The sequence below is a fragment of the Escherichia sp. 93.1518 genome (assembly GCF_013368915.2).
Taxonomy (GTDB): Bacteria; Pseudomonadota; Gammaproteobacteria; order Enterobacterales; family Enterobacteriaceae; genus Escherichia; species Escherichia ruysiae.
The window spans coordinates 203,459-224,860 of sequence record NZ_JABWMT020000004.1 but is presented as its reverse complement, the minus strand read 5'-3'; the positions used below and the strand labels follow the sequence as shown (position 1 = coordinate 224,860).

Annotated in this window: 26 protein-coding genes; 20 read left to right on the top strand and 6 right to left on the bottom strand. The window is 51.0% G+C overall.

Annotation, left to right across the window (positions count from 1 at the left end; all coding sequences use genetic code 11):
* The 9 genes from rnr to HEN21_RS04900 all read left to right on the top strand — a co-directional run bounded on the left by rnr (position 1) and on the right by HEN21_RS04900 (position 9,363).
* Positions 1-2,442: a ribonuclease R gene (gene rnr / locus HEN21_RS04940; RefSeq protein ID WP_000076290.1), complete on the top strand. Its 2,442-nt coding sequence runs from the start codon at positions 1-3 to the stop codon at positions 2,440-2,442.
* A 295-nt stretch (positions 2,443-2,737) separates the two neighbouring features.
* Entirely contained in the window at positions 2,738-3,469 is a 732-nt protein-coding gene (rlmB, locus tag HEN21_RS04935; protein ID WP_001293282.1) for a 23S rRNA (guanosine(2251)-2'-O)-methyltransferase RlmB, read from the top strand.
* Between the two features lie 126 nt (positions 3,470-3,595).
* Complete coding sequence (locus HEN21_RS04930; protein WP_000220110.1) at positions 3,596-3,997, top strand: YjfI family protein; 402 nt, start codon at positions 3,596-3,598, stop codon at positions 3,995-3,997.
* Positions 3,998-4,015: 18 nt separating this feature from the next.
* The gene (locus HEN21_RS04925) at positions 4,016-4,714 is read left to right on the top strand and encodes a PspA/IM30 family protein (RefSeq protein ID WP_000511940.1); all 699 of its coding nucleotides are present in this window, start codon (positions 4,016-4,018) and stop codon (positions 4,712-4,714) included.
* A gap of 50 nt (positions 4,715-4,764) precedes the next feature.
* Positions 4,765-5,424 (top strand): YjfK family protein, encoded by a 660-nt coding sequence (locus tag HEN21_RS04920; protein WP_000012523.1) that lies wholly within the window; start codon positions 4,765-4,767, stop codon positions 5,422-5,424.
* A gap of 17 nt (positions 5,425-5,441) precedes the next feature.
* A complete protein-coding gene (locus HEN21_RS04915; protein WP_000547757.1) occupies positions 5,442-5,840 on the top strand; it encodes a DUF350 domain-containing protein in 399 nt (132 codons plus the stop codon).
* A gap of 9 nt (positions 5,841-5,849) precedes the next feature.
* Positions 5,850-6,488, top strand: coding sequence for a DUF1190 domain-containing protein (locus HEN21_RS04910; RefSeq protein ID WP_000101663.1), 639 nt, complete (start codon positions 5,850-5,852; stop codon positions 6,486-6,488).
* Positions 6,489-6,490: 2 nt separating this feature from the next.
* Complete coding sequence (locus tag HEN21_RS04905; RefSeq protein ID WP_000943937.1) at positions 6,491-7,654, top strand: glutathionylspermidine synthase family protein; 1,164 nt, start codon at positions 6,491-6,493, stop codon at positions 7,652-7,654.
* Positions 7,655-7,737: 83 nt separating this feature from the next.
* Positions 7,738-9,363, top strand: a complete 1,626-nt coding sequence (locus HEN21_RS04900) for an isovaleryl-CoA dehydrogenase (RefSeq protein WP_010351289.1) — start codon at positions 7,738-7,740, stop codon at positions 9,361-9,363.
* Positions 9,364-9,479: 116 nt separating this feature from the next.
* Here the strand turns inward: HEN21_RS04900 and yjfN are convergent, their stop codons facing one another.
* The gene (yjfN, locus tag HEN21_RS04895) at positions 9,480-9,755 is read right to left on the bottom strand and encodes a DUF1471 family protease activator YjfN (protein WP_000811566.1); all 276 of its coding nucleotides are present in this window, start codon (positions 9,753-9,755) and stop codon (positions 9,480-9,482) included.
* A 148-nt stretch (positions 9,756-9,903) separates the two neighbouring features.
* Complete coding sequence (bsmA, locus tag HEN21_RS04890) at positions 9,904-10,233, bottom strand: biofilm peroxide resistance protein BsmA (RefSeq protein WP_000254624.1); 330 nt, start codon at positions 10,231-10,233, stop codon at positions 9,904-9,906.
* A gap of 181 nt (positions 10,234-10,414) precedes the next feature.
* Here bsmA and yjfP point away from each other — a divergent pair, with 181 nt between their 5' ends.
* Positions 10,415-11,164 (top strand): esterase, encoded by a 750-nt coding sequence (gene yjfP / locus HEN21_RS04885; protein ID WP_176252770.1) that lies wholly within the window; start codon positions 10,415-10,417, stop codon positions 11,162-11,164.
* On the opposite strand, the gene ulaR is transcribed toward yjfP, so the two are convergent.
* Positions 11,161-11,916, bottom strand: a complete 756-nt coding sequence (ulaR, locus tag HEN21_RS04880) for an HTH-type transcriptional regulator UlaR (protein ID WP_000133631.1) — start codon at positions 11,914-11,916, stop codon at positions 11,161-11,163. The two genes, yjfP and ulaR, sit on opposite strands and share 4 nt — an antisense overlap.
* Positions 11,917-12,024: 108 nt before the next feature.
* Complete coding sequence (gene ulaG, locus HEN21_RS04875) at positions 12,025-13,089, bottom strand: L-ascorbate 6-phosphate lactonase (protein WP_010351293.1); 1,065 nt, start codon at positions 13,087-13,089, stop codon at positions 12,025-12,027.
* Between the two features lie 354 nt (positions 13,090-13,443).
* Here ulaG and ulaA point away from each other — a divergent pair, with 354 nt between their 5' ends.
* Genes ulaA through ulaF form a run of 6 tightly spaced genes read left to right on the top strand, consistent with a single transcriptional unit; the run spans position 13,444 to position 17,850 of the window.
* The gene (ulaA, locus tag HEN21_RS04870) at positions 13,444-14,841 is read left to right on the top strand and encodes a PTS ascorbate transporter subunit IIC (protein ID WP_001355100.1); all 1,398 of its coding nucleotides are present in this window, start codon (positions 13,444-13,446) and stop codon (positions 14,839-14,841) included.
* Between the two features lie 15 nt (positions 14,842-14,856).
* Positions 14,857-15,162: a PTS ascorbate transporter subunit IIB gene (gene ulaB, locus HEN21_RS04865; RefSeq protein ID WP_000218350.1), complete on the top strand. Its 306-nt coding sequence runs from the start codon at positions 14,857-14,859 to the stop codon at positions 15,160-15,162.
* Between the two features lie 9 nt (positions 15,163-15,171).
* On the top strand, positions 15,172-15,636 hold the full coding sequence (gene ulaC, locus HEN21_RS04860) for a PTS ascorbate transporter subunit IIA (protein WP_000776505.1): 465 nt from the start codon (positions 15,172-15,174) through the stop codon (positions 15,634-15,636).
* A 13-nt stretch (positions 15,637-15,649) separates the two neighbouring features.
* Positions 15,650-16,300 (top strand): 3-keto-L-gulonate-6-phosphate decarboxylase UlaD, encoded by a 651-nt coding sequence (gene ulaD, locus HEN21_RS04855; protein WP_000056749.1) that lies wholly within the window; start codon positions 15,650-15,652, stop codon positions 16,298-16,300.
* Positions 16,301-16,309: 9 nt separating this feature from the next.
* A complete protein-coding gene (ulaE, locus tag HEN21_RS04850; RefSeq protein WP_000949498.1) occupies positions 16,310-17,164 on the top strand; it encodes an L-ribulose-5-phosphate 3-epimerase UlaE in 855 nt (284 codons plus the stop codon).
* Positions 17,164-17,850, top strand: coding sequence for an L-ribulose-5-phosphate 4-epimerase UlaF (ulaF, locus tag HEN21_RS04845; protein ID WP_001170783.1), 687 nt, complete (start codon positions 17,164-17,166; stop codon positions 17,848-17,850). Before ulaE ends, ulaF begins: the two co-directional genes overlap by 1 nt.
* A gap of 127 nt (positions 17,851-17,977) precedes the next feature.
* Here the strand turns inward: ulaF and yjfY are convergent, their stop codons facing one another.
* Positions 17,978-18,253 carry a DUF1471 family protein YjfY gene (gene yjfY / locus HEN21_RS04840; protein ID WP_000492914.1) on the bottom strand — a complete coding sequence of 92 codons (276 nt, stop codon included), beginning with the start codon at positions 18,251-18,253 and terminating at the stop codon, positions 17,978-17,980.
* Between the two features lie 326 nt (positions 18,254-18,579).
* Here yjfY and rpsF point away from each other — a divergent pair, with 326 nt between their 5' ends.
* Genes rpsF through rplI form a run of 4 tightly spaced genes read left to right on the top strand, consistent with a single transcriptional unit; the run spans position 18,580 to position 20,019 of the window.
* The gene (gene rpsF / locus HEN21_RS04835; RefSeq protein WP_001216676.1) at positions 18,580-18,975 is read left to right on the top strand and encodes a 30S ribosomal protein S6; all 396 of its coding nucleotides are present in this window, start codon (positions 18,580-18,582) and stop codon (positions 18,973-18,975) included.
* Positions 18,976-18,981: 6 nt separating this feature from the next.
* Positions 18,982-19,296 (top strand): primosomal replication protein N, encoded by a 315-nt coding sequence (gene priB / locus HEN21_RS04830; RefSeq protein ID WP_016159978.1) that lies wholly within the window; start codon positions 18,982-18,984, stop codon positions 19,294-19,296.
* Positions 19,297-19,300: 4 nt separating this feature from the next.
* On the top strand, positions 19,301-19,528 hold the full coding sequence (gene rpsR / locus HEN21_RS04825; protein WP_000135199.1) for a 30S ribosomal protein S18: 228 nt from the start codon (positions 19,301-19,303) through the stop codon (positions 19,526-19,528).
* Positions 19,529-19,569: 41 nt separating this feature from the next.
* Positions 19,570-20,019, top strand: a complete 450-nt coding sequence (gene rplI, locus HEN21_RS04820) for a 50S ribosomal protein L9 (protein WP_001196062.1) — start codon at positions 19,570-19,572, stop codon at positions 20,017-20,019.
* Between the two features lie 100 nt (positions 20,020-20,119).
* Here rplI and HEN21_RS04815 read toward each other — a convergent pair whose 3' ends face one another.
* A complete protein-coding gene (locus tag HEN21_RS04815; RefSeq protein WP_001033619.1) occupies positions 20,120-21,397 on the bottom strand; it encodes an MFS transporter in 1,278 nt (425 codons plus the stop codon).
* Between the last annotated feature and the right edge of the window lie 5 nt (positions 21,398-21,402).

Here is a 21,402-nt window from a genome sequence, read left to right as displayed (position 1 = left end):
ATGTCACAAGATCCTTTCCAGGAACGCGAAGCTGAAAAATACGCGAATCCCATCCCTAGTCGGGAATTTATCCTCGAACATTTAACCAAACGTGAAAAACCGGCCAGCCGTGATGAGCTGGCGGTTGAACTGCACATTGAAGGCGAAGAGCAGCTTGAAGGCCTGCGCCGCCGCCTACGCGCGATGGAGCGCGACGGTCAACTGGTCTTCACTCGCCGTCAGTGCTATGCGCTGCCGGAACGCCTCGACCTGGTGAAAGGTACCGTTATTGGCCACCGTGATGGCTACGGCTTTCTGCGGGTTGAAGGACGTAAAGATGATTTGTATCTCTCTAGCGAGCAGATGAAAACCTGCATTCATGGCGATCAGGTGCTGGCGCAGCCGCTGGGCGCTGACCGTAAAGGTCGCCGTGAAGCGCGTATTGTCCGCGTACTGGTGCCAAAAACCAGCCAGATTGTTGGTCGCTACTTTACCGAAGCGGGCGTCGGCTTTGTGGTTCCTGACGACAGCCGTCTGAGCTTCGATATCTTAATCCCGCCAGATCAGATCATGGGCGCGCGGATGGGCTTTGTGGTGGTGGTCGAACTGACCCAACGCCCGACTCGCCGTACCAAAGCGGTGGGTAAAATCGTCGAAGTGCTTGGCGATAATATGGGCACCGGCATGGCGGTTGATATCGCTCTGCGTACCCATGAAATTCCGTATATCTGGCCACAGGCCGTTGAGCAACAGGTTGCCGGACTGAAAGAAGAAGTGCCGGAAGAAGCAAAAGCGGGTCGTGTCGATCTGCGCGATTTACCGCTGGTCACCATTGATGGCGAAGACGCCCGTGACTTTGACGATGCGGTTTACTGCGAGAAAAAACGCGGCGGCGGCTGGCGTTTATGGGTCGCAATTGCCGACGTCAGTTACTATGTGCGTCCGCCAACGCCGCTGGACAGAGAAGCGCGTAACCGTGGTACGTCGGTCTACTTTCCGTCGCAGGTTATCCCGATGCTGCCGGAAGTGCTCTCTAACGGCCTGTGTTCGCTCAACCCACAAGTAGACCGCCTGTGTATGGTGTGCGAGATGACCATTTCGTCGAAAGGTCGCCTGACTGGCTACAAATTCTACGAAGCGGTGATGAGCTCTCACGCGCGTCTGACCTACACCAAAGTCTGGCATATTCTGCAGGGCGATCAGGATCTGCGCGAGCAGTACGCCCCGCTGGTTAAGCATCTCGAAGAGTTGCATAACCTCTATAAAGTGCTGGATAAAGCCCGTGAAGAACGCGGCGGGATCTCATTTGAGAGCGAAGAAGCGAAGTTCATTTTCAACGCCGAACGTCGTATTGAACGTATCGAACAGACTCAGCGTAACGACGCGCACAAATTAATTGAAGAGTGTATGATTCTGGCGAATATCTCAGCGGCACGTTTCGTTGAGAAAGCCAAAGAACCGGCACTGTTCCGTATTCACGACAAGCCGAGCACCGAAGCGATTACCTCTTTCCGTTCAGTGCTGGCGGAGCTGGGGCTGGAATTGCCGGGTGGTAACAAGCCGGAACCACGTGACTACGCGGAGCTGCTGGAGTCGGTTGCCGATCGTCCTGATGCAGAAATGCTGCAAACCATGCTGCTGCGTTCAATGAAACAGGCGATTTATGACCCGGAAAACCGTGGTCACTTCGGTCTGGCATTGCAGTCCTATGCGCACTTTACTTCGCCGATTCGTCGTTATCCTGACCTGACGCTGCACCGCGCCATTAAATATCTGCTGGCGAAAGAGCAGGGGCATCAGGGCAACACCACTGAAACCGGCGGCTACCATTATTCGATGGAAGAGATGCTGCAACTGGGTCAGCACTGTTCGATGGCGGAACGCCGTGCCGACGAAGCAACGCGCGATGTGGCTGACTGGCTGAAGTGTGACTTCATGCTCGACCAGGTAGGTAACGTCTTTAAAGGCGTGATTTCCAGCGTCACTGGCTTTGGCTTCTTCGTCCGTCTGGACGACTTGTTCATCGATGGTCTGGTTCACGTCTCTTCGCTGGACAACGACTACTATCGCTTTGATCAAGTCGGACAACGCCTGATGGGGGAATCCAGCGGTCAGACTTATCGTCTGGGCGATCGCGTGGAAGTTCGCGTCGAAGCGGTTAATATGGACGAGCGCAAAATCGACTTTAGCCTGATCTCCAGCGAACGAGCACCGCGCAACGTCGGTAAAACGGCGCGCGAGAAAGCGAAAAAAGGCGATGCAGGCAAAAAAGGCGGCAAGCGTCGTCAGGTCGGTAAAAAGGTAAACTTTGAGCCAGACAGCGCCTTCCGTGGTGAGAAAAAAACGAAGCCGAAAGCGGCAAAGAAAGACGCGAAAAAAGCGAAAAAGCCATCGGCGAAAACGCAGAAAATAGCCGCTGCAACCAAAGCGAAGCGTGCGGCGAAGAAAAAAGTGGCAGAGTGATCATTACCCTCTTCAAACAGAAGAGGGTTAGTATTATGACCAACGCAAAAATTCACTCGGACAGTCCCCTCGCCCCTTTGGGGAGAGGGTTAGGGTGAGGGGAACAGGCCAGCACTGGCGCGTATAATTGCCCTCACCCGGGCTCACTCGCCTTCCAGGGGGAGAAAACCGTGCCCACGTTAACGAGTGAACTTGTTTGTCAGCAATCTCGCTCTCTTAAAAAAGAAGAGGGTGAATTATCCGTAGGCCAGATAAGCGTAGCGCATCAGGCAAAACGTAAACAACGAGTACATTAATGAGCGAAATGATTTACGGCATCCACGCAGTGCAGGCCCTGCTGGAGCGCGCCCCTGAACGTTTTCAGGAAGTCTTTATTTTAAAAGGCCGTGAAGATAAACGTCTGTTGCCGCTGATTCACGCCCTTGAGTCCCAGGGCGTGGTTATCCAGCTGGCAAACCGCCAATATCTCGACGAGAAAAGCGACGGTGCCGTGCATCAGGGCATTATCGCTCGCGTGAAGCCTGGACGTCAGTATCAGGAAAACGATCTGCCGGATCTGATCGCTTCGCTCGATCAACCGTTCTTGCTGATCCTCGACGGCGTAACCGATCCGCATAACCTTGGTGCGTGCCTGCGTAGCGCGGACGCCGCTGGCGTTCATGCAGTGATTGTGCCGAAAGATCGCTCCGCCCAGCTCAACGCCACGGCGAAAAAAGTGGCCTGTGGTGCGGCAGAAAGCGTTCCGCTGATTCGGGTGACTAACCTGGCGCGCACCATGCGTATGTTGCAGGAAGAGAACATCTGGATCGTCGGTACGGCAGGTGAAGCGGATCATACGCTTTATCAGAGCAAAATGACCGGTCGTCTGGCGCTGGTGATGGGCGCGGAAGGTGAAGGTATGCGTCGCCTGACCCGTGAACATTGCGATGAACTGATTAGTATTCCGATGGCAGGTAGCGTTTCTTCCCTGAACGTTTCGGTTGCGACCGGAATTTGCTTATTTGAAGCAGTTCGCCAGCGTAGCTAATTCCTCTGAATTATGAAAAACCATCCATATTTGGATGGTTTTTTTTTATCTATAGCTGGTAAGATAATTACGCTCTATAAATATTCATTTTATTAATAATTAAATTTAATCTATATGGAATAATATATGACATGGAATCCGTTGGCGCTGGCGGCGGCGCTGCAAGCTGTACCTGAACAAAATATTGATATAACAAATAGCGAAAACGCATTAATTATTAAAATGAATGATTATGGCGATTTGCAGATCAATATTCTTTTTACTTCTCGCCAGATGATTATCGAAACCTTCATTTGTCCGGTTTGTTATATCAGCAATCCAGATGAATTTAATACCTTTTTATTAAGAAATCAGAAGATTATGCCGCTGTCATCGGTAGGGATCTCCAGTGTGCAACAGGAAGAGTATTACATCGTTTTCGGGGCGTTATCGCTTAAATCTTCCCTTGACGACATTCTGCTGGAGATAACCACACTGGTGGATAACGCCTTGGATCTGGCTGAAATTACTGAAGAATATTCACACTAATTACAAGGATTCGTATTTATGGGGATTTTAAAAAGTTTATTTACGCTGGGTAAATCATTTATCGCACAGGCGGAAGAGTCCATTGAAGAAACCCAGGGTGTGCGGATGCTGGAACAACATATTCGCGACGCTAAAGCTGAACTGGATAAAGCCGGAAAATCTCGCGTCGATCTGCTGGCGCGAGTGAAATTAAGCAACGACAAACTGAAAGATTTACGCGAACGTAAAGCGGGTCTGGAAGCCCGTGCGCTGGAAGCGTTGAGTAAGAACGTTAATCCGTCGTTGATTAACGAAGTTGCTGAAGAAATCGCGCGTCTTGAGAATCTCATTACCGCTGAAGAACAAGTATTGTCGAATCTGGAAGTCTCCCGCGATGGCGTAGAAAAAGCGGTTGCGGCGACGGCACAGCGTATTGCCCAATTTGAACAACAAATGGAAGTCGTTAAGGCCACTGAAGCTATGCAACGTGCGCAGCAGGCTGTGACGACATCTACAGTCGGCGCGTCTTCCAGCGTTTCGACAGCGGCAGAGTCATTAAAACGCCTGCAAACGCGTCAGGCTGAACGTCAGGCTCGACTGGATGCCGCCGCACAGCTGGAGAAAGTCGCAGACGGTCGCGATCTTGACGAAAAGCTGGCGGAGGCCGGAATTGGCGGCACCAATAAAAGCAGTGCCCAGGATGTGCTGGCGAGACTGCAACGCCAACAGGGTGAGTAATTTTTTTGCCAGCCTCACTGCAAGGCTGGCAACTATTTTAAGGATAAAATATGTCTGGTTTTTTCCAGCGCCTGTTTGGCAAGGATGATAAGCCTGCTATTAATCGTGGTCCGCTGGGACTCCATCTCAATAGTGGTTTCACGCTCGATACGTTAGCGTTTCGTTTGCTGGAAGAGGCATTGCTGATCGAGTTACCGGGTGAAGAATATACCGTGGCCGCCGTCAGCTGCATCGATCTGGGCGGCGGTAGCCAGATTTTCCGCTATTACACTTCTGGCGATGAATTTTTGCAAATTAACACCACCGGCGGCGAAGATATTGATGACATTGATGATATCAAGCTATTTGTCTATGAAGAGAGCTACGGTATCAGCAAAGAAAGCCACTGGCGCGAGGCGATCAACGCCAAAGCGATGGGGGCGATAACCTTAAACTGGCAGGAAAAACGCTGGCAGCGATTTTTTAACAGTGAAGAACCGGGAAATATTGAACCCGTTTACATGCTGGAAAAAGTAGAAAATCAAAAACATGCCAAATGGGAAGTGCATAATTTTACCATGGGCTACCAACGGCAGGTGACCGAAGATACTTACGAATATTTGCTGTTAAATGGTGAGGAATCATTTAACGACCTCGGCGAGCCGGAGTGGCTATTTTCTCGCGCGCTGGGTGTCGATATCCCACTGACATCACTTCATATTATTGGTTAATTACAAGGACGTTTACAATGCATATACTGGATTCACTCCTTGCTTTTAGCGCCTATTTTTTTATCGGCGTAGCTATGGTGATTATCTTTCTTTTTATCTATTCCAAAATTACTCCGCATAATGAATGGCAGTTGATCAAGAATAATAACACTGCGGCGTCGCTGGCGTTCAGTGGCACGTTGTTGGGTTACGTTATTCCATTATCCAGTGCGGCAATCAATGCGGTGAGTATTCCAGATTATTTTGCCTGGGGCGGAATCGCACTGGTGATTCAGTTACTCGTTTTTGCTGGCGTTAGACTTTATATGCCGGCATTAAGCGATAAAATTATTAATCACAACACTGCGGCAGGAATGTTTATGGGAACCGCCGCGCTGGCTGGCGGTATTTTTAACGCAGCTTGTATGACATGGTAATGGACGATCATGGCCAGAAAACGCAAATCAAGAAATAACAGTAAAATTGGTCACGGAGCGATCAGTCGCATTGGTAGACCGAATAATCCTTTTGAACCGCGTCGCAATCGTTACGCACAAAAATACTTAACGTTGGCGCTAATGGGCGGTGCCGCTTTTTTCGTATTGAAAGGATGTGCCGATAGTAGCGACGTCGATAACGACGGCGACGGAACGTTTTATTCGACAGTGCAGGATTGTATTGATGATGGTAATAATTCAGACATCTGTGCGCGTGGCTGGAACAATGCCAAAGCGGCATTTTATGCCGATGTTCCGAAGAATATGACTCAGCAGAATTGTCAGTCTAAGTACGAAAATTGCTACTACGACAATGTTGAACAGAGCTGGATTCCAGTCATTTCAGGATTTTTGTTAAGCCGGGTTATTCGTAAAGATCGCGATGAGCCGTTCGTCTATAACAGCGGAGGATCCTCATTTGCTTCGCGCCCCGTCTGGCGCAGCACTTCCGGTGATTACTCCTGGCGGTCCGGTTCTGGCAAAAAAGAGTCTTACTCCTCGGGCGGCTTTACCACCAGAAAAGCCTCAACGGTTTCTCGCGGCGGCTATGGTCGTTCTTCCAGCGCCCGTGGGCATTGGGGAGGGTAATTATGCTGAGACATAACGTCCCTGTACGGCAGGATCTTGACCAGATCGCCGCCGACAACGGTTTCGACTTTCATATCATTGATAATGAGATCTATTGGGATGAGAGTCGGGCCTATCGCTTTACTCTGCGCCAGATAGAAGAGCAGATCGAAAAACCAACCGCAGAGTTACATCAGATGTGTCTTGAGGTGGTGGATCGTGCCGTTAAAGATGAACAGATCCTGACGCAACTGGCGATCCCGCCGTTGTACTGGGATGTGATCGCTGAAAGCTGGCGTGCGCGCGATCCTTCGCTGTATGGCCGTATGGATTTTGCTTGGTGTGGTAATGCGCCGGTGAAGCTGCTGGAGTACAACGCCGATACGCCGACTTCGTTGTATGAGTCGGCATATTTCCAGTGGCTATGGCTGGAGGATGCGCGGCGCAGCGGCGTTATTCCACGTGACGCCGATCAGTACAATGCCATTCAGGAACGCCTGATCTCGCGCTTTAGCGAGCTTTATAGCCGGGAGCCGTTTTATTTTTGCTGCTGTCAGGATACCGACGAAGACCGGACTACCGTGCTCTACTTGCAGGACTGTGCTCAGCAGGCAGGGCAGGAGTCACGGTTTATCTACATTGAAGATCTCGGTCTGGGCGTCGGCGGCGTGTTGACCGATCTTGATGATAACGTCATCCAGCGTGCATTTAAGCTGTATCCGCTGGAGTGGATGATGCGTGACGATAACGGTCCTTTGCTGCGCAAGCGCCGTGAGCAATGGGTGGAGCCGCTATGGAAAAGCATATTGAGCAATAAAGGGTTAATGCCGCTGCTGTGGCGTTTCTTCCCTGGGCATCCTAACCTTCTGGCATCCTGGTTTGAGGGCGAAAAACCGCAGATTGCCGCTGGCGAAAGCTACGTACGTAAACCGATCTACTCGCGCGAAGGTGGTAACGTCACCATTTTCAACGGTCAGAATAATGTCGTTGACCATGCTGATGGTGATTACGCCGATGAACCGATGATCTACCAGGCGTTTCAACCGCTGCCGCGATTTGGCGATAGCTACACACTGATTGGTAGCTGGGTTGTCGATGATGAAGCGTGCGGAATGGGGATCCGTGAAGATAACACGCTGATCACTAAAGACACCTCGCGTTTTGTTCCGCATTACATTGCTGGTTAAGAATGTTTTAGCAATCTCTTTCTGTCAGGAATCCGTGGCAGTGACCATACTAATGGTGACTGCCATTGATGGAGGGAGACACAGTGCACTGGCAAACTCACACCGTTTTCAATCAACCGATACCATTAAATAACAGCAACTTATACCTGTCTGATGGCGCGCTCTGCGAAGCGGTAACGCGTGAAGGTGCTGGCTGGGATAGCGATTTTCTTGCCAGTATTGGTCAGCAACTAGGAACGGCTGAATCCCTTGAACTGGGGCGGCTGGCAAATGTGAATCCGCCTGAATTGTTGCGCTACGATGCGCAGGGACGCCGTCTGGACGATGTGCGTTTTCACCCTGCCTGGCACCTGCTGATGCAGGCGTTATGTACCAATCGGGTGCACAATCTGGCCTGGGAAGAAGACGCTCGCTCTGGCGCATTTGTGGCGCGGGCAGCGCGTTTTATGTTACACGCGCAGGTTGAGGCCGGATCGTTATGCCCGATAACCATGACCTTTGCCGCCATGCCATTGTTGTTACAGATGCTACCTGCGCCGTTTAAGGACTGGAGCACGCCGTTGTTGAGCGATCGCTACGATTCCCACCTATTACCCGGCGGGCAAAAACGCGGCCTGTTGATTGGCATGGGAATGACGGAAAAGCAGGGCGGCTCTGATGTTATGAGCAATACCACTCGGGCAGAACGTCTGGAAGATGGTTCTTATCGGCTGGTGGGGCATAAATGGTTTTTCTCGGTGCCGCAAAGCGATGCGCATCTGGTGCTGGCGCAGACCACGGGGGGGTTGTCCTGCTTTTTTGTGCCGCGCTTTCTGCCTGATGGGCAACGGAATGCGATTCGCCTGGAGCGGCTGAAAGACAAGCTGGGTAATCGCTCCAACGCCAGTTGCGAAGTGGAGTTTCAGGATGCCATCGGTTGGTTATTGGGTCAGGAAGGAGAAGGTATTCGCCTGATCCTGAAAATGGGCGGGATGACGCGTTTTGATTGCGCCCTGGGTAGCCATGCCATGATGCGCCGTGCATTCTCGCTGGCGATTTATCATGCACATCAACGTCATGTTTTTGGTAATCCATTGATCCAACAGCCCCTTATGCGTCATGTCTTAAGTCGTATGGCACTTCTGCTTGAAGGGCAAACGGCGTTGCTGTTTCGTCTTGCGCGAGCGTGGGATCGGCGTGCCGATGCTAAAGAAGCCCTGTGGGCGCGCCTATTCACTCCAACGGCGAAGTTTGTGATTTGCAAAAGTGGTATGCCGTTTGTGGCCGAAGCGATGGAGGTGCTGGGCGGCATTGGTTATTGCGAGGAGAGCGAGCTGCCGCGTCTTTACCGGGAGATGCCGGTAAATAGCATCTGGGAAGGCTCTGGCAACATCATGTGTCTGGATGTTCTGCGTGTGCTCAATAAGCAGGCTGGTGTATACGATTTACTGGCGGAAGCGTTTATGGAAGTGAAAGGGCAGGATCGCTATTTTGATCGCGCGGTTCGTCGATTACAGCAGCAACTGCGCAAACCGACTGAAGAGCTTGGGCGAGAGATCACTCATCAGCTATTCCTGCTGGGTTGCGGCGCACAAATGTTGAAATATGCTTCACCGCCAATGGCGCAGGCGTGGTGTCAGGTGATGTTAGATACGCGCGGCAGCGTACGGTTGTCAGAGCAGATCCAGAATGATTTATTACTGCGGGCGACGGGAGGTGTGTGTTTGTAAGCGTTCATGCGTGATGCGATGCTGTTTTCGCTTCACTAAATGAAGTGTATGAGATTTGTAGGCCGGGTGAGGCGCAGGCGCCGCATCCGGCATTGTTCATTCGATGTTGATGACATTCATGCATACAGTATCGCCTGTACACGCCAGTTATCGGGCTGCTGGTCTTCGTACATGGTAATAATGCGATACCATGACGCCCCCTGTTCATCGGCCTTTAACGCCACGATACGTTCCACGTCCTGCGGATCCCCTGAAATATTGCTAACCGAGATCTGACCTATTTCATTCAGGCCCGTCACGCAGTCAGCACTGGCGAATTCTGCAGACTGTGCCGTGGCGCTCGCAGGATAAGTCACTAATTGTAGCGAGGGTGAGGCAAGTAATTGTTTCATCGTCAGCTCCATTTTTCGTTTCCCCACATGTTGCAGGGCATTCCATCGCGGTAATAAACGCCCGAGCTTCCAGTCGGTAATTTATTGTGCACAGGTAAACGCATAGGGACGCAAAGCAATGTAAAGCTTACTATGTAAGTTGTCTGATTTATTTACGGTATAAAATGGCTTGTGAATACCACTGTCCTGTCACGATGGTTTCATCCACCATGACGACAACGTAATAATCAGCTTTTGCAGCGACAGCTTTCGCCCTGATTTCTGCTAATGCGTCATCCGGAGAACCCCGAACCATCGTGCTTACGCTACCTATTCGCTGCAACCCCTGGGTTTGGTCGCGGCGAATTTCTTGCGGATGGTCTGTTACTGGTGGTGCTGGCTGTGGCGTACCTTGCAGTGCGCTACAGGCGCTTAACATCAACATCAATAATAAACTGGCAAACCGGGAAATAACGCTATTATGTTTCCTGCTAACCATAGTGTAGTGCCTTATTAATTTAACTTTGGGGGAATGTTCCCGAATTGTTACCTGGTACGCGATTTTCGAATGAAAACGTGGCGAAAGCGTAATCCACATCTCAACATTATGAACTAATACTGCCAGCAGAAACTTGTGCTAAGGGTTTGTTCATGTCATACCAGACCCAAAGGAGAAACAGATGATTGAATTAGAATCGCGCGTGCTGGCAGATATTCCCGTTCTTCACGCTTATCCCGCAGGGCAAAAAGAAACCCCGTTACCATGCGTGATTTTTTATCACGGCTTTACTTCATCCAGCCTGGTATATAGCTATTTTGCCGTCGCGCTGGCGCAGACTGGTTTGCGGGTGATTATGCCGGATGCGCCCGATCACGGTAGCCGTTTTAGTGGCGACGCACCGCGACGGTTAAATCAATTCTGGCAAATCTTGCTACAAAGTATGCAGGAGTTCACTACCTTACGTGCGGCAATAGCCGAAGAAAAATGGCTGCTTGATGAACGTCTGGCGGTTGGTGGCGCATCGATGGGCGCGATGACGGCGCTGGGGATTACCGCTCGCCACCCAACGGTGAAATGTACTGCCAGCATGATGGGCTCGGGCTATTTCACATCGCTTGCCCGTTCACTGTTTCCACCGCTAATACCTGAAACGGCAGCACAACAGAATGAATTTAATAATGTTATTGCGCCACTGGTGGAGTGGGAAGCGACAAACCACCTGGAACAACTCGGGGACAGGCCGCTCCTGCTGTGGCATGGCCTTGACGATGATGTAGTGCCTGCCGACGAATCACTACGTTTGCAGCAGGCATTAAGAGAAACGGGACGGGATAAACAGTTAACCTGTTCATGGCAGCCAGGCGTGCGCCACCGTATTACACCCGAGGCGTTAGATGCCGCTGTGACATTTTTCCGCCAACATCTTTAAACACGCAGAATGCTGACCCCTTGCGCTTCCAGTTGTTGCAGGATTTCTGGGTTAGCATTTTTGCCGGTGATCAGCATATCGATTTGATCGGCACGGCTAAAGAGCATCCCCGCGCGTTCGCCAATCTTGCTGCTATCAACCAGTACCACCAGTTTCCCTACTACACTCAGCATTTTCTGTTCTGCCATCGCCGTCAGCATATCAGTTTTATACAACCCTTCCGCTGTTAGTCCTTTGCCACTGGTAAACATCCAGTGCCCGGCATAGAGACTGTTTTCGCTGCCCTGTGGGCTTAAGGTGATGGACTGACTTTTGTTGTATTGCCCGCCCATGATTATCACGCTGTCATGTTCCTGATCGATCAGGTAATTCGCCAGCGGCAGATAATTAGTGATAATTTGCACTGGCTTGCCACACATTTCCCGCCCAAGCAGGAATGCGGTGGAACCGCAGTTGATGACCACGCTTTCGCCCGGATTGACCAGCTGCGAGGCCGCTTTAGCGATACGTACTTTTTCATCGTGATTTTGCGCCTGATGCAGATTCATCGGCGTCCAGCGCGGGCGCTGCTGGGTAATGGCTTCTGCGCCATTGCGCACTTTTTTCAGTTTGCCGCTTTCGTCGAGTTTATTGATATCACGCCGCGCGGTAGCAGGCGAAATTCCCAGACGCTCAACGACTTTCTCAACAGTCACAAAGCCCAGTTGTGCGAGCATTTCCAGGAGAATTTGATGTCTTTGTGCTTCAGTCATGAGCTATTCCGATAAAATTTGATTTTTTTAGATGATATTTGAAATAGCCAGGAAATACTACGCCGGATAGCGCGAACATCTCTACGCTATCCGGTATAAACGACACGATTACAGGAACGATTTGAACGGCAGATCCGGTTCAATAGTGAAGCAATCGTCAAAACCACGCGGATAGTGGTACTCGAAGTTGTCTTTATCCAGCGGCCAGGTGAACTTGCCACCAACCTGCCAGATAAACGGCTTGAAGCCATACTTCAGGCGGTCTTTTTTCATTTCCCACAGCACGCGGATCTCTTGCGGATCGGCCTGGAAGTTTGACCAGATATCGTGGTGGAACGGGATAACCACTTTCGCATTCAGGGCTTCACCCATACGCAGCATATCGGCGCTGGTCATTTTGTCGGTAATACCGCGCGGGTTCTCACCGTACGATCCTAACGCCACGTCGATCTGATGCTCGTTACCGTGCTTCGCATAGTAGTTAGAGTAGTGGGAGTCGCCGCTGTGATAAAGGGAACCGCCAGGCGTTTTGAACAGGTAGTTCACCGCGCGATCGTCCATGCCATCTGGCAGTACGCCCGCCGCTTTTTGATCCGCAGGCAGGGTAATCAGTGCAGTACGATCAAACGCGTCAAGCGCATGAATTTCAATGTCTTTCACTTTTACTACATCGCCTGGTTTGACCACGATGCAACGTTCTTTCGGCACGCCCCAGCCAATCCATAAATCCACGCAGGTTTTCGGCCCGATAAACGGTACGTCATCAGCGCAGTTTTGTATCACGGCGGCTGCCACGTTCACGTCGATATGATCGTTGTGATCGTGCGTCGCCAGCACGGCGTCGATTTGGCGAATAGCAAACGGATCTAGAACAAACGGCGTGGTACGCAGGTTTGGTTGCAGTTTTTTCACGCCCGCCATGCGCTGCATCTGGTGACCCTGTTTCATCAGCGGGTTGCCGTGGCTTTGTTTGCCAGTACCGCACCAGAAATCGACGCAAACGTTGGTGCCACCTTCTGATTTCAACCAGATCCCGGTACAGCCGAGCCACCACATCGCGAATGTGCCTGGTGCGACCTGCTCCTGTTCAATTTCTTCATTCAGCCAGCTACCCCACTCCGGGAAAGTACTCAGGATCCAGGATTCACGGGTGATACTTTTCACTTTACTCATCGCCATTTACCTTCATGATGGTTCAATTCGAATCAATAATTGATTGGTTTTGATTAATCCTGACACTATTTTTTCAGGAAGGCAATGACCATTTTTTGACTTTTGGCCTGGGAAGTTGTTGTGAATTTTGGCTGTGGAAAGATTTAATGGAATGTGTAATAAAGTTAACTTAATGAATTTAAATGATTAATTGTTTCTTTATGTGAATCGCATACTTTCGTTGTGGAATTATTTGCGTGTCGCGTCACATTTAATCATAAATAATCTTGTTGTGATTACTTTTGAAAATTAGAGTGAGTACACAACATTCCGGGTGTGTGGAATACCCGGTTACCTCTTCTTCAGGAGATCGTTATGGAGATCCTCTACAACATCTTTACCGTGTTTTTTAACCAGGTCATGACCAATGCCCCATTGTTGCTGGGTATTGTGACTTGTCTGGGCTACATCCTGCTGCGCAAAAGTGTCAGCGTGATTATCAAAGGTACGATTAAAACCATTATTGGTTTCATGTTGTTGCAGGCAGGATCCGGCATCCTTACCAGCACCTTCAAACCGGTAGTGGCGAAAATGTCGGAAGTTTATGGCATTAACGGTGCGATTTCAGATACCTATGCCTCAATGATGGCGACCATCGAACGTATGGGTGATGCCTATAGCTGGGTGGGTTATGCGGTGCTGTTGGCTCTGGCGTTGAACATCTGTTACGTGCTGCTGCGTCGAATTACTGGCATTCGTACCATCATGCTGACTGGTCACATTATGTTCCAGCAGGCAGGGCTGATTGCGGTAACGCTGTTTATCTTCGGCTACTCCATGTGGACGACCATTATCTGCACTGCGATTCTGGTTTCGCTCTATTGGGGCATCACCTCCAACATGATGTACAAGCCAACTCAGGAAGTGACAGACGGCTGCGGTTTCTCCATCGGTCACCAGCAGCAGTTTGCATCATGGATTGCCTACAAAGTCGCGCCGTTCCTGGGCAAGAAAGAGGAGAGTGTTGAAGACCTCAAACTGCCAGGTTGGCTGAATATTTTCCACGACAACATCGTCTCCACGGCGATTGTGATGACCATCTTCTTTGGCGCCATTCTGCTTTCCTTCGGTATCGACACCGTACAGGCGATGGCAGGCAAAGTGCACTGGACGGTCTATATCCTGCAAACCGGTTTCTCCTTTGCGGTAGCGATTTTCATCATCACTCAGGGCGTGCGCATGTTTGTGGCGGAACTCTCTGAAGCGTTTAACGGTATCTCCCAGCGCCTGATCCCGGGTGCGGTTCTGGCGATTGACTGTGCGGCTATCTATAGCTTCGCGCCGAACGCCGTGGTCTGGGGCTTTATGTGGGGCACCATCGGTCAGCTGATTGCGGTTGGCATCCTGGTTGCCTGCGGCTCTTCGATTCTGATTATTCCTGGCTTTATCCCAATGTTCTTCTCCAACGCCACCATCGGCGTGTTCGCTAACCACTTTGGCGGCTGGCGCGCGGCGCTGAAGATTTGTCTGGTGATGGGGATGATCGAAATCTTTGGCTGTGTCTGGGCGGTGAAACTCACCGGTATGAGCGCCTGGATGGGCATGGCGGACTGGTCGATTCTGGCACCACCGATGATGCAGGGCTTCTTCTCCATCGGTATCGCCTTTATGGCCGTCATTATCGTCATTGCACTGGCTTATATGTTCTTCGCTGGCCGCGCACTGCGCGCAGAAGAAGATGCAGAAAAACAACTGGCAGAACAGTCTGCTTAATAAGGAGTTTTGATTATGACCGTACGTATTCTGGCTGTGTGTGGCAACGGACAAGGTAGTTCCATGATCATGAAGATGAAAGTGGATCAGTTTTTAACCCAGTCGAACATCGACCACTCGGTAAATAGCTGCGCGGTTGGCGAATACAAAAGCGAGTTGAGCGGCGCGGATATCATCATCGCTTCTACGCATATTGCGGGCGAAATCACCGTTACCGGCAACAAATATGTCGTTGGTGTGCGCAACATGCTCTCTCCTGCCGACTTTGGCCCGAAACTGCTGGAAGTGATCAAAGAACATTTCCCGCAGGACGTGAAGTAAGGACGCGCCATGAAATTACGTGATTCGCTGGCGGAAAATAAATCTATCCGTCTACAGGCTGAAGCTGAAACCTGGCAGGACGCGGTAAAAATTGGCGTCGACCTGCTGGTGGCGGCAGACGTTGTCGAGCCGCGTTACTACCAGGCGATTCTGGATGCGGTTGAACAGCACGGCCCGTACTTCGTGCTCGCACCAGGCCTGGCAATGCCGCACGGACGCCCGGAAGAGGGCGTTAAGAAAACCGGTTTTGCGCTAGTGACGCTGAAAAAGCCGCTGGAGTTCAACCACGAAGATAACGATCCGGTGGATATCCTCATCACCATGGCGGCGGTCGATGCCAACACTCACCAGGAAGTGGGCATCATGCAGATCGTCAACCTGTTTGAAGATGAAGAGAATTTCGACCGTTTACGCGCCTGCCGTACCGAGCAGGAAGTACTGGATCTCATTGACCGCACCAACGCGGCAGCTTAAGAAGGAATTAAAGATGTCATTACCGATGTTGCAAGTCGCGCTGGACAACCAGACTATGGATAGCGCCTACGAAACCACTCGCCTGATTGCCGAAGAAGTCGACATTATCGAAGTGGGCACCATTCTGTGCGTGGGCGAAGGCGTGCGTGCGGTTCGCGATCTTAAAGCACTCTACCCGCATAAAATTGTGCTGGCAGACGCCAAAATTGCCGATGCGGGCAAAATCCTTTCGCGTATGTGCTTCGAAGCCAACGCTGACTGGGTGACCGTGATTTGCTGCGCGGATATCAACACCGCCAAAGGCGCGCTGGACGTGGCGAAAGAGTTTAACGGTGATGTGCAGATTGAACTGACCGGTTACTGGACCTGGGAACAGGCGCAGCAGTGGCGTGACGCAGGCATTGGGCAGGTGGTTTATCATCGCAGCCGTGACGCGCAGGCCGCCGGCGTGGCCTGGGGCGAAGCGGACATTACCGCGATCAAACGCCTTTCCGATATGGGCTTCAAAGTGACCGTCACCGGTGGCCTGGCGCTGGAAGATCTGCCGCTGTTCAAAGGCATTCCGATTCATGTGTTTATCGCAGGTCGCAGCATCCGTGATGCCGCTTCTCCGGTTGAAGCCGCACGTCAGTTCAAACGTTCCATCGCCGAACTGTGGGGCTAAGGAGCGGATATGTTGTCTAAACAAATCCCGCTTGGCATCTATGAAAAAGCACTCCCCGCCGGGGAGTGCTGGCTGGAACGGCTGCAACTGGCAAAAACGTTAGGCTTCGATTTTGTCGAGATGTCGGTGGATGAAACTGACGATCGCCTGTCGCGCCTCGACTGGAGCCGCGAGCAGCGTCTGGCGCTGGTGAATGCAATTGTGGAAACCGGCGTGCGCGTGCCGTCTATGTGCCTTTCTGCTCATCGTCGTTTTCCGCTGGGCAGTGAAGATGACGCAGTGCGGGCGCAGGGGCTGGAGATTATGCGTAAGGCCATCCAGTTCGCGCAGGACGTCGGCATTCGCGTGATCCAACTGGCGGGCTATGACGTTTACTACCAGGAAGCCAATAATGAAACGCGTCGTCGTTTCCGTGACGGCCTGAAAGAGAGCGTCGAGATGGCGAGCCGCGCGCAGGTGACGCTGGCGATGGAGATTATGGATTACCCCCTGATGAACTCCATCAGCAAGGCTTTGGGCTACGCGCACTATCTCAACAATCCGTGGTTCCAGCTCTACCCGGATATCGGCAACCTGTCGGCGTGGGACAACGATGTGCAGATGGAGTTGCAGGCCGGAATCGGGCATATCGTCGCAGTGCATGTGAAAGACACCAAACCGGGCGTCTTCAAAAACGTGCCGTTTGGCGAAGGCGTGGTGGATTTCGAACGTTGCTTTGAAACGCTCAAACAGAGTGGTTATTGCGGGCCTTACCTGATTGAGATGTGGAGTGAAACGGCGGAAGACCCGGCGGCGGAAGTGGCGAAAGCGCGTGATTGGGTGAAAGCGCGCATGGCCAAAGCAGGTATGGTGGAGGCGGCATAATGCAAAAGCTGAAACAGCAGGTGTTTGAAGCCAATATGGATCTGCCGCGTTACGGGCTGGTGACCTTTACCTGGGGCAACGTTAGCGCCATTGATCGCGAGCACGGGCTGGTGGTGATCAAGCCCAGCGGTATCGCCTACGAAACCATGAAAGCGGACGATATGGTGGTGGTCGATATGAGTGGCAAGGTGGTGGACGGTCAGTATCGCCCCTCATCAGACACCGCGACGCATCTCGAACTCTACCGCCGTTACCCGTCGCTTGGCGGCATTGTCCATACCCACTCCACTCATGCCACCGCATGGGCGCAGGCGGGGCTGGCAATTCCGGCGTTAGGCACCACGCACGCTGACTACTTCTTTGGCGACATCCCGTGTACGCGTGGATTAAGCGAAGAAGAGGTGCAGGGCGAGTATGAACTGAACACCGGCAAAGTGATTATCGAAACGCTGGGCGATGCCGAGCCGCTGCATACACCGGGAATTGTGGTGTATCAGCACGGACCATTTGCCTGGGGGAAAGATGCTCACGATGCGGTGCATAACGCGGTCGTGATGGAAGAAGTGGCGAAGATGGCGTGGATTGCGCGCGGCATTAACCCTCAGCTTAATCCCATCGACAGCTACCTGATGAATAAACACTTCATGCGTAAGCATGGTCCCAATGCCTATTACGGGCAGAAGTAAAACACGTGCTGCGGAAATTTCCTTCTTCGGGAGATAACTGGTCTGATTCCGCAGCCGTTTTCAAAAAAAGCCCCCTGAGAAGGGGGCAAAGCAAACTATGGCAATGTTTCGTTGGTTATACCTGGTGCTAGCGATAAATATCCGCGCTGGCGTGCATGTTGCCGTTACTCCCCGGTTCCCGCATCAGAATCACGTGGTAGTACGTTGCGCCTTGCGCATCTGTCTCTTCATTCAGTGCCTGGCGAGCTTCACTTTCAGTGGCGAAGTTATGGTTGATATAAATCACGCCTAAGCTCTGTACGTCGTCCATATTTCTGGCCTGGTGGTTATTAATTTCAATGGCTGCCCATGTATTTGCACTTAGCAAAAGCACAGCCAGAAGGGCTAAAACACGGCTGAACATAGATACCTCCTCGACGGCTGTCTTTGTGTGCTCTCCTCTGTGATGATCTTCTGATTTAATTTTAATCAATGATAAAGAAGTTGATGGTGACCATTTCTGATGCTGTTGTTCAAAAAAGCACCGTAATGGAATGTGATGAACTTCAAATCAGCGGGTTAGTACGATTTGGCGAAAGGTGAGATTTATTTGTCGGCTGGCCTTGAGTTTAGCGGGGTATACCAGTACTATAACGCGTCATTTTTCAGCCGCCCTTTAACACGTTCCTTGCCTCCATGGGCTGCGGCTGACCCAGACAGGAGGCTGAATAATCCGTAAGGAGCAATTCGATGCGTCATTACGAAATCGTTTTTATGGTCCATCCTGACCAGAGCGAACAGGTTCCGGGCATGATCGAGCGCTACACTGCTGCCATCACTGGTGCAGAAGGCAAGATCCACCGTCTGGAAGACTGGGGCCGCCGTCAGCTGGCTTACCCGATCAACAAACTGCACAAAGCTCACTACGTTCTGATGAACGTTGAAGCGCCGCAGGAAGTGATCGATGAGCTGGAAACTACCTTCCGCTTCAACGACGCCGTTATCCGTAGCATGGTAATGCGTACTAAGCACGCCGTTACCGAAGCATCTCCGATGGTTAAAGCGAAAGACGAGCGCCGTGAGCGTCGCGATGATTTCGCAAACGAAACCGCTGATGATGCTGAAGCTGGGGATTCTGAAGAGTAATTTCTGATGACCAACCGTCTGGTGTTGTCCGGCACCGTGTGCAGGACTCCCCTTCGAAAGGTCAGTCCATCAGGAATTCCTCACTGCCAGTTCGTGCTTGAGCATCGTTCTGTGCAGGAGGAAGCCGGTTTTCACCGGCAGGCGTGGTGTCAAATGCCCGTTATTATTAGCGGACACGAAAACCAGGCCATTACTCACAGTATAACGGTCGGCAGTCGCATAACCGTTCAGGGGTTCATTTCATGCCACAAGGCGAAGAACGGACTGAGCAAAATGGTTTTGCATGCCGAGCAGATTGAATTGATAGATTCTGGAGACTAGCCATATGGCACGTTATTTCCGTCGTCGCAAGTTCTGCCGTTTCACCGCGGAAGGCGTTCAAGAGATCGACTATAAAGATATCGCTACGCTGAAAAACTACATCACCGAAAGCGGTAAGATTGTCCCAAGCCGTATCACCGGTACCCGTGCAAAATACCAGCGTCAGCTGGCTCGCGCTATCAAACGCGCTCGCTACCTGTCCCTGCTGCCGTACACTGATCGCCATCAGTAATCGGTCACGGTCCATTAATACGACTTTGAGAGGATAAGGTAATGCAAGTTATTCTGCTTGATAAAGTAGCAAACCTGGGTAGCCTGGGTGATCAGGTAAACGTTAAAGCGGGCTACGCTCGTAACTTCCTGGTACCGCAGGGTAAAGCTGTTCCAGCTACCAAGAAAAACATTGAATTCTTCGAAGCACGTCGCGCTGAACTGGAAGCTAAACTGGCTGAAGTTCTGGCAGCAGCTAACGCTCGCGCTGAGAAAATCAATGCACTGGAAACTGTTACCATCGCGTCTAAAGCTGGCGACGAAGGTAAACTGTTCGGTTCCATCGGTACTCGCGACATCGCTGACGCTGTAACTGCAGCTGGCGTTGAAGTGGCTAAGAGCGAAGTTCGTCTGCCGAACGGCGTTCTGCGTACCACTGGCGAACACGAAGTGAGCTTCCAGGTTCACAGCGAAGTATTCGCGAAAGTGATCGTAAACGTAGTAGCTGAATAATTCGTTATTCAACGAGACGTAAAAACGCCGACCATTGGTCGGCGTTTTGCTTTATAGCGAAAGCGTTACAACTGGAGTATAACGCTCTGATATCTATTAATTAGCTTGTCGCTAGCTGTACTTGCGGTTCTTCATCTTTAACTTTGATAAGCGTCCACAATGCAATAGCGCCAATAATGTCAAAGAAAGCCAGAGCAATAAAGAACGGTGCGAAGCCGATAATGTGAACGAATGCCCCGATGAACAGGTTGAAAATCAACTGACCGCTCCACGCACAGGCTCCTGCCATACCCACTGCGGTAGCCACTTCGTCTTTTTTGAACAGATCGCCGCCCAGAGTTGCTGCCACAGTAGAAAGGCATTGATGCGAGAACGCGCCAATACTAATCAGTAACACGGCAATGTAGGGATTTTCGACAATACTCACCAGACCAATCGTCATCATAATGACGGCTGCAATAGTGAAGGTAATTCTTCGTGAGTTAATTAAACTCACGCCGCGATCGTGGAAGAACTTCGCTACAAAACCACTGGCTAAACAGCCAAGGTCGCCCAACAGGAAAGGTAGCCAGACGAACATGGCAATTTCTTTCAGGCTAAAATGCAGTGTTTCAACAAAGAAAATCGGCACCCAGAAGTTAATGGTTCCCCATGCCGGGTCAGCGAGAAAACGCGCGATGCCAATCCCCCAGAAATTACGTTGGCTGAGGATATGCTTGATTGATGTTTTTTCTTTCTTATCTGTTTTAAGATGCTGTTCTTGCCCTGATTCAATATAGTGGCGCTCTTCATCAGAAAGGCGTTTGGCATCTTTTGGATCTTTATAACAAAAGAACCAAAATAAAGCCGCGAGCAAAGCAAGGCTACCTGAGACAATAAACGCAAATTGCCAGCTATGAAACATAATGCACCAGGCAATTAGCGGTGGTGCAAGCATCGCGCCGAGTGAGGTGCCCATATTGAAAACACCTGTTGCCACGCCACGCTCTTTTGCCGGGAACCATGTTGATGCGGTTTTTACACCGGCCGGAATTGCCGACGCTTCGCTGAAACCCATCAGGGCGCGCATAAATGCCAGACCTGACCATGTTCCGGTCAGCGCATGACCCATTGTTGCCAGCCCCCATACTGCGGCACAAATTGCAAAACTCAATTTCAGACCAACAGTGTCAATAAAGAATCCCATTACCGGTTGACCCAATGTATAGGCCAACTGGAATGCACTGACAATCCATGAATATTGCTCTTTGGTTATTCCAGTTGTCTCCATAATAGTTGGAGCTGCAATACCTAACGCCGTTCTGTCCAGATAATTGATTACAGTGATAAAGCATACGAGGGCAATCATATGCCACCGGTAATTTTTTATTTTATTCATGTTTA

Bases quoted from the DNA above. Each gene is read 5' to 3' on its own strand.
- ulaB (WP_000218350.1), top strand. From the start codon at position 14,857: ATGACCGTACGTATTCTGGCTGTGTGTGGCAACGGACAAGGTAGTTCC.
- priB (WP_016159978.1), top strand. From the start codon at position 18,982: ATGACCAACCGTCTGGTGTTGTCCGGCACCGTGTGCAGGACTCCCCTT.
- rlmB (WP_001293282.1), top strand. From the start codon at position 2,738: ATGAGCGAAATGATTTACGGCATCCACGCAGTGCAGGCCCTGCTGGAG.
- ulaC (WP_000776505.1), top strand. From the start codon at position 15,172: ATGAAATTACGTGATTCGCTGGCGGAAAATAAATCTATCCGTCTACAG.
- ulaF (WP_001170783.1), top strand. From the start codon at position 17,164: ATGCAAAAGCTGAAACAGCAGGTGTTTGAAGCCAATATGGATCTGCCG.
- rnr (WP_000076290.1), top strand. From the start codon at position 1: ATGTCACAAGATCCTTTCCAGGAACGCGAAGCTGAAAAATACGCGAAT.
- HEN21_RS04905 (WP_000943937.1), top strand. From the start codon at position 6,491: ATGCTGAGACATAACGTCCCTGTACGGCAGGATCTTGACCAGATCGCC.
- bsmA (WP_000254624.1), bottom strand. From the start codon at position 10,233: ATGGTTAGCAGGAAACATAATAGCGTTATTTCCCGGTTTGCCAGTTTA.
- yjfP (WP_176252770.1), top strand. From the start codon at position 10,415: ATGATTGAATTAGAATCGCGCGTGCTGGCAGATATTCCCGTTCTTCAC.
- HEN21_RS04815 (WP_001033619.1), bottom strand. From the start codon at position 21,397: ATGAATAAAATAAAAAATTACCGGTGGCATATGATTGCCCTCGTATGC.
- rpsR (WP_000135199.1), top strand. From the start codon at position 19,301: ATGGCACGTTATTTCCGTCGTCGCAAGTTCTGCCGTTTCACCGCGGAA.
- HEN21_RS04910 (WP_000101663.1), top strand. From the start codon at position 5,850: ATGGCCAGAAAACGCAAATCAAGAAATAACAGTAAAATTGGTCACGGA.
- yjfY (WP_000492914.1), bottom strand. From the start codon at position 18,253: ATGTTCAGCCGTGTTTTAGCCCTTCTGGCTGTGCTTTTGCTAAGTGCA.
- HEN21_RS04925 (WP_000511940.1), top strand. From the start codon at position 4,016: ATGGGGATTTTAAAAAGTTTATTTACGCTGGGTAAATCATTTATCGCA.
- ulaR (WP_000133631.1), bottom strand. From the start codon at position 11,916: ATGACTGAAGCACAAAGACATCAAATTCTCCTGGAAATGCTCGCACAA.
- ulaE (WP_000949498.1), top strand. From the start codon at position 16,310: ATGTTGTCTAAACAAATCCCGCTTGGCATCTATGAAAAAGCACTCCCC.
- HEN21_RS04920 (WP_000012523.1), top strand. From the start codon at position 4,765: ATGTCTGGTTTTTTCCAGCGCCTGTTTGGCAAGGATGATAAGCCTGCT.
- ulaA (WP_001355100.1), top strand. From the start codon at position 13,444: ATGGAGATCCTCTACAACATCTTTACCGTGTTTTTTAACCAGGTCATG.
- yjfN (WP_000811566.1), bottom strand. From the start codon at position 9,755: ATGAAACAATTACTTGCCTCACCCTCGCTACAATTAGTGACTTATCCT.
- rplI (WP_001196062.1), top strand. From the start codon at position 19,570: ATGCAAGTTATTCTGCTTGATAAAGTAGCAAACCTGGGTAGCCTGGGT.
- HEN21_RS04930 (WP_000220110.1), top strand. From the start codon at position 3,596: ATGACATGGAATCCGTTGGCGCTGGCGGCGGCGCTGCAAGCTGTACCT.
- rpsF (WP_001216676.1), top strand. From the start codon at position 18,580: ATGCGTCATTACGAAATCGTTTTTATGGTCCATCCTGACCAGAGCGAA.
- HEN21_RS04915 (WP_000547757.1), top strand. From the start codon at position 5,442: ATGCATATACTGGATTCACTCCTTGCTTTTAGCGCCTATTTTTTTATC.
- ulaG (WP_010351293.1), bottom strand. From the start codon at position 13,089: ATGAGTAAAGTGAAAAGTATCACCCGTGAATCCTGGATCCTGAGTACT.
- ulaD (WP_000056749.1), top strand. From the start codon at position 15,650: ATGTCATTACCGATGTTGCAAGTCGCGCTGGACAACCAGACTATGGAT.